At 68.4% G+C, this 5,401-nt stretch carries 4 protein-coding genes; 3 read left to right on the forward strand and 1 reads right to left on the reverse strand.

Annotated elements, in window-relative coordinates; translation table 11 throughout:
* Positions 1 to 148: 148 nt before the first annotated feature.
* Positions 149 to 727 carry a CAP domain-containing protein gene (locus Q4C89_RS13705; protein ID WP_303103182.1) on the reverse strand — a complete coding sequence of 193 codons (579 nt, stop codon included), beginning with the start codon at positions 725 to 727 and terminating at the stop codon, positions 149 to 151.
* Between the two features lie 429 nt (positions 728 to 1,156).
* On the opposite strand from Q4C89_RS13705, the gene Q4C89_RS13710 reads away from it, so the two are divergent.
* The 3 genes from Q4C89_RS13710 to Q4C89_RS13720 form a co-directional block, all read left to right on the forward strand.
* Positions 1,157 to 2,119 (forward strand): MoxR family ATPase, encoded by a 963-nt coding sequence (locus Q4C89_RS13710; protein WP_303103183.1) that lies wholly within the window; start codon positions 1,157 to 1,159, stop codon positions 2,117 to 2,119.
* Positions 2,120 to 2,138: 19 nt separating this feature from the next.
* A complete protein-coding gene (locus Q4C89_RS13715; protein WP_303103184.1) occupies positions 2,139 to 5,039 on the forward strand; it encodes a transglutaminaseTgpA domain-containing protein in 2,901 nt (966 codons plus the stop codon).
* 26 nt (positions 5,040 to 5,065) lie between these two features.
* The coding region (locus tag Q4C89_RS13720) for a 23S rRNA (pseudouridine(1915)-N(3))-methyltransferase RlmH (protein WP_303103185.1) at positions 5,066 to 5,401 on the forward strand (336 nt) is incomplete at its 3' end.

Raw genomic sequence — 5,401 nt, forward strand, 5'->3', positions numbered from 1 at the left:
CCACTCCTGTCTCTCTTGCTCACCTCAGCTCCCCGGAATCCACTATGAGCCAAAGAGGATTGGGCGACCCCCCTCACTGGGTCGCCCAATCCGATGTTCGGTTCAAGTGGCGCAGAAGGCTTCAGGCCCTTCGGTGCGCCTTTTCACTTCAGCGGGTGCCGAAGTCCTGCACCCAGTAGGTGCCGAACTTGCTGCCGGGCTTGTACACGTAGCTCATGCCCACTTCCTTCAGCGCGGGGTCCATCAGCGTTTCGCAGTGGCTGGGGCTGTCGAGCCAGCCCTGGATCACGTCGCGCACGGTGTACCCGGCGGCGATGTTCTCACCGATTTCCACCCAGCCGTTGTAGCCAGCGGCTTCGGCACGCATCGAAGGGGTGCGGCCATCGGGGGACTTGTGGCCGAAGTAGCCCTTGGCGGCCATGTCCTCGGCGTGGGTCTTGGCGGCGGCGGCGAGGTAGCCGTTCCAGGTGACGGCGGGGGCGGCGGGCATGAACTTGGAGCCGCAGGTGCGGCCCGTGGCGCGGGCCGCGTTGAGCTGTTCGAAGACGGCCTGTTCTTCGCTGCTGCGCGACTGGCTGCCCGCGTCCTTGATGGTGCTGACGGGGGTGGTGACGGCGCTGGTGGTGTTGGAGCCGACGGCGCTGGGCGCGGTGGGGGTGGAGGGGCCGCCGCAGGAGGCGAGGAAGAGGACGGGGAGGGCGAGCAGGGGGAGCAGTTTGGTGGTCATGAGGGGGATCTCCTGAAGTGAGTCTCACGGTGTGGACCGTGGCCTGAAGTGACCCCAAGGTACCGAGCACCTCCTCTCTGTCCCTTTACAGCGCCCATTCCTAAATGTCACTGACCCATTTCGCCCGCGTGTTTTGTCATCGAGTGCGTCGTGGACGATGTTTCTGGGTATCGCAGGGAATGGGAAGCGGCACTGGAAGGTCGGTGGCTCTGTCAGAAAACTTCTCGGGTACCTGTGAGGGGCAATATTCAGAGAGATATTCAGGATGAGTTATAGGAGTTTTGAACGATATAGAGAGAAAAATTCGTTTGTCTTAAATTACCTGATGACTAAATGAAGGACGCCCCTCCCCCTGTCAGACCCCAGTTTTCGCCGCGTTTGCGGGGGCGCGTCCCATTTCTGTGAGACGCGGGCCGTAAGGTGGAAGGTATGTCGAGCATTTCGTCCCTTGCTGCCCCGCAGACGGCCCTGGCCCCGAACGCCCACGCCGCCGTTCAGCGGGCGCTGGAGCAACTGGATACGGTCATTCTGGGCAAGCCCACGCAACTGCGGCTGGCGCTGGCCTGCCTGCTGGCGCGGGGTCACCTGCTGATTGAAGACCAGCCCGGCGTCGGCAAGACCACGCTGGCGCAGGCGCTGGCCCGCACCCTCGGCCTGGGGTTTCGGCGGGTGCAGTTCACCTCTGACCTGCTCCCCGCCGACCTGCTGGGCGTGAGCATCTGGGACGCGCCGAGTCGCAGCTTTCACTTTCAGCCGGGGCCGATTTTTTCCGAGCTGCTGCTGGCCGACGAAATCAACCGCGCCACGCCACGCACGCAGGGCGCGCTGCTGGAAGCGATGGAGGAGCGGCAAGTCTCCGAAGGCGGCGTGACCCGCCCGCTGCCCGACCCCTTTTTCGTGATTGCGACCCAGAACCCGGCGGCCTTCGTGGGCACGTCGCCGCTGCCCGAGGCTCAGCTCGACCGCTTTTTGCTGACGGTCACGCTGGGCTACCCCGATGCCCGCGCCGAGCGCGAACTGCTGGAAACGGGCGGACGCGGGCAGACGGTGCGCCACCTGGAAGCGGTGCTCGACCCGGCGACCCTGCTGCGGGCGCAGCGCGAGGTGGACGAGGTTCACGCCGCGCCCGCCCTGCTGGACTACCTGCAACTGCTGGCCCGCGCCACCCGCGAGCATCCCGCGCTGGTGGGTGGCCTCAGCCCCCGCGCATTGTTGGCGCTCCTGGCGGCGGCACGCGCCTGGGCCTACCTCGCCGGGCGCGACATGGTGCTGCCCGAAGACGTGCAGGCCATTTTTCCGGCGCTGGCGGCCCACCGTCTGCCCCTGCGCGACCCGGCGGCGCGGGTACAGGACGTGATGGCGGCGCTGCTGCGCGACACCCCGATTCCCTGAAGTGGGCGGCGAATTCCGAATGAACCTTGCTGCTCTGTCGCTGCTGCGGCCCACCCGCTTTGGCTGGGCGTTTTTGGGCCTGACCGTCCTGACCCTGATCGGCTGCATCAATTACGGCCTGAGCCTGGGCTACGGCCTGACCTTTTTGCTGAGTGCGGTGTGGGTCACGGGTGCGGCGCAGGCCCGGCGGCTGGCCCGCAGCCTCAGCTTGGCGCTGCACGCGCCTGCCGAGGCCACCGCCGCCCACCCCGTCACCTTCAGCGCCCAGGTCACGCAGACGGGCGGTGCGGGAAGGGTGCAGGTACGCGGTCTGGCGGGCACGGAAACGGTGGACGCCTGGGCGTATCTGGACGGCGGCGAGACCCAGCATCTGCCGCTGACCCTGCCGCAGCCGCGCCGTGGCCCGCTCACGCTGCGGGCCGAAGTTTTCGCGCTGGACTCCTTCGGGCTGTGGCTGGCCCGCAGCGCCGCGCAGGTCGAGGCCGAGGCGCTGGTGGCTCCGGCCCCCGAACCGGCCCCGCCTGCCCCGCCCACGCTGGCGGCAGCGGGCGAAGGCGACACCGGGCAGCGCATGAGCGGCTCGGACGACTTTGCCGGACTGCGCCCCTACGCGGCGGGCGACGCGCCCCGGCTGATATCCTGGCGACACGCCGCCCGCACCGGGCAACTCGTGACCCGCGAGTTCGACTCTCCGCTGGGCCGGGCGCTGGCGCTGGACTGGGCGGCGACCAGCGGCGACACCGAGGCGCGGCTCTCGCGGCTGGCGGGCTGGGTCGCGCTGGCCCGCAGCACGCAGACGCCCTTTCGCCTGTCGCTGCCGGAGCGCACGCTCCCTGTTGGCGCAGGGGAGGGTCAGGTTCGCGCCGCGCTGCACGCCTTGGCCCTGCATCCGCCCCTCCCCGCTGCCCCTGTCGAAAAACCCTCTTCGGACTTTCTGGCGCGGCCCGCCTGGTTGGGTGGCCCGGCAGCTCCTGCTGTGGCGGCGCTCCCTCTGCCCACCACGCCGCTGCAATTTTCGCTGCTGGCGCTGGGCGTGGCGTTGGTGCCGGGGCTGTTGCGTTCCCCGTTCTGGAGCAGCCTGCTGATTCTGGGGCTGCTGACCTACCGTGGCCTGCAAGCCGAACCCGCCCGCCGCCTCGCGCCGCTGCCCCCGTTGCTGCTGGGCCTGCTGGCGGTGGGCGCGGGGCTGGGGCTGAACAGCCACTACGGAACCCTGCTGGGCGCGGACGGCGGCACGGCGATTCTGGCGCTGCTGCTGGCACTCAAGGCCGCCGAAACGGGCACGGTGCGCGACGCCCGGCTGCTCTCTTTGCTGGGCCTGTTCATCGTCAGCACGCACTTTTTCCACGACCAAGGGCCACTGACGGCGCTGCACGTGCTGCTGGCGACCACGCTGCTGCTCTCGGCGGCGGCCCGCTGGATGAATCCGGACGGTGGCCTGAACCTGCTGCCGCGCCCGCTGCTGGGTCAGACTGGACGGCTGCTGCTGCTCTCGCTGCCCATGACCGTGCTGCTGTTCGTGTTTTTTCCGCGTCCAGACGGCCCGCTGTGGCAATTGCCCGTGCAGCAGGGGGCGCGCACCGGACTGGCCGACGAAATCACGGCGGGCGAATTCAGCAACCTGGCCCAGAGCACCGAGGTGGCCTTCCGCGCCGATTTCAGCGGCGAGCTGCCGCCGCAGGACGAACTGTACTGGCGCGGCCCGGTCTACGAAAACTACGACGGCGAACGCTGGACGCAGGTGCGGCGGCGCTTCGCCAATCCTTCCGTCGAACCCATTGCTACGGCCCCCCTGTGGACGTACACCACCACGCTGGAACCGAGCGGCAAGCCCTGGCTGCTGACCCTGGACGTGCCGATGAATTATCCACGCCCGACGATACTGACCTCGGGCTTTCAGACGGTGACGCTGCGGCCCAGCGGTCTGCGTACGCGCTACGACTGGCAAAGTCGCGCTGCCCGCCTGGGCCGCATAGAAAGCAGCGAGCGCCTCGACTTCGACCTGCTGCTCCCCGCCGGACAGAATCCGCAGGCCCTGGCCCTGGCCGCGCAGTGGCGCACGCTGGAACCCCGGCAACGGGTACAGGCCGCGCTGGCGTACCTGCAAAACAACAACTTCAGCTACACCCTTTCCCCGCCCACACTGCCTGCCGAGAACCGGGTGGACGCCTTCTTGTTCGGCACGCGTCAGGGCTTTTGCGAACACTATTCGAGTGCCTTCGCGGTGCTGATGCGGGCGGCGGGCGTTCCGGCGCGGGTGGTCGGCGGCTATCAGGGCGGCGAGGTCAACCCCAACGGCGGCTACCTCATCGTGCGCCAGCAAAACGCCCATGCCTGGAACGAGGTCTGGCTGGAAGGCGAAGGCTGGGTGCGGGTGGACCCCACCGCCGCCGTCGCGCCCGCCCGCATTCGCACCGACCTGACGACGGCCCTGGCCCAGCCCCGCGCCGCTGCCCCGCTGCAAAAAACCCGGCTGGAGCAACTGAAACTGCGCTTCGACGCCCTGCAAAACCAGTGGAACACCTGGGTCGCCAGCTACGACGGCGAGCAACAACGTTCGCTGCTGTCGCGCCTGGGTGTGCGGGACACCACTTCGCCGCTGTACCTGCTGGGCCTGCTGGCCCTGGCGGGGCTGCTGTTGCTGCCCGCGCTGGCCTTCCTGCGCCGCTCGGCCCGCCCGCGTGACCCGGCGCTGCTGGCCCTCTACACCCTCACGCAGCGGCTGGGGCTGGCGCGTGGCCCCGGCGAAACGCCCAGCGCCTATGCCCAGCGGGCCGCCGCCCAGTCTCCCGAACAGGCCGAACTGCTCCACGCCATCGTGCAGACCTTCAACCGCCTGCGCTACGGGCGCGAACCTGGGGCAGACACCCTTCAGGCTTTGCAGGAACAGGTGCGGAAGGTTCAGCGGGTGAAGAGGTGAGGGAAGTGGGCCTTACCCTGTAACCTATGCGCCTGCACCTCATCACCGTCGGAGAACCCAAACTCGCCTATGCCCGCGCAGGCTGGGACGAGTATGAAAAGCGGCTGCGGCGCTACCACAAACTTCAGGTCAGCCGGGTGACGGGCAAAACGCAGCAGGCCGAGAGCGAAGCGGTGCTGAGGGCGGCAGGCAAAAGTCCGCTGATTCTGCTTGACCCACGCGGCAGGCAGTTTTCCAGCGAAAAGCTCAGCGACTATCTGGACGGACAGGCGCTCGGCGGAACGGGCGAACTCGCCTTCGCCATCGGCGGCCCCGACGGACACACCGACGAGTTGCGCTCACGGGCGCATCTGCTGTGGAGC

Origin of the sequence: Deinococcus sp. (assembly GCF_030523985.1) — a bacterium.
In the GTDB taxonomy this organism is placed as follows: domain Bacteria; phylum Deinococcota; class Deinococci; order Deinococcales; family Deinococcaceae; genus Deinococcus.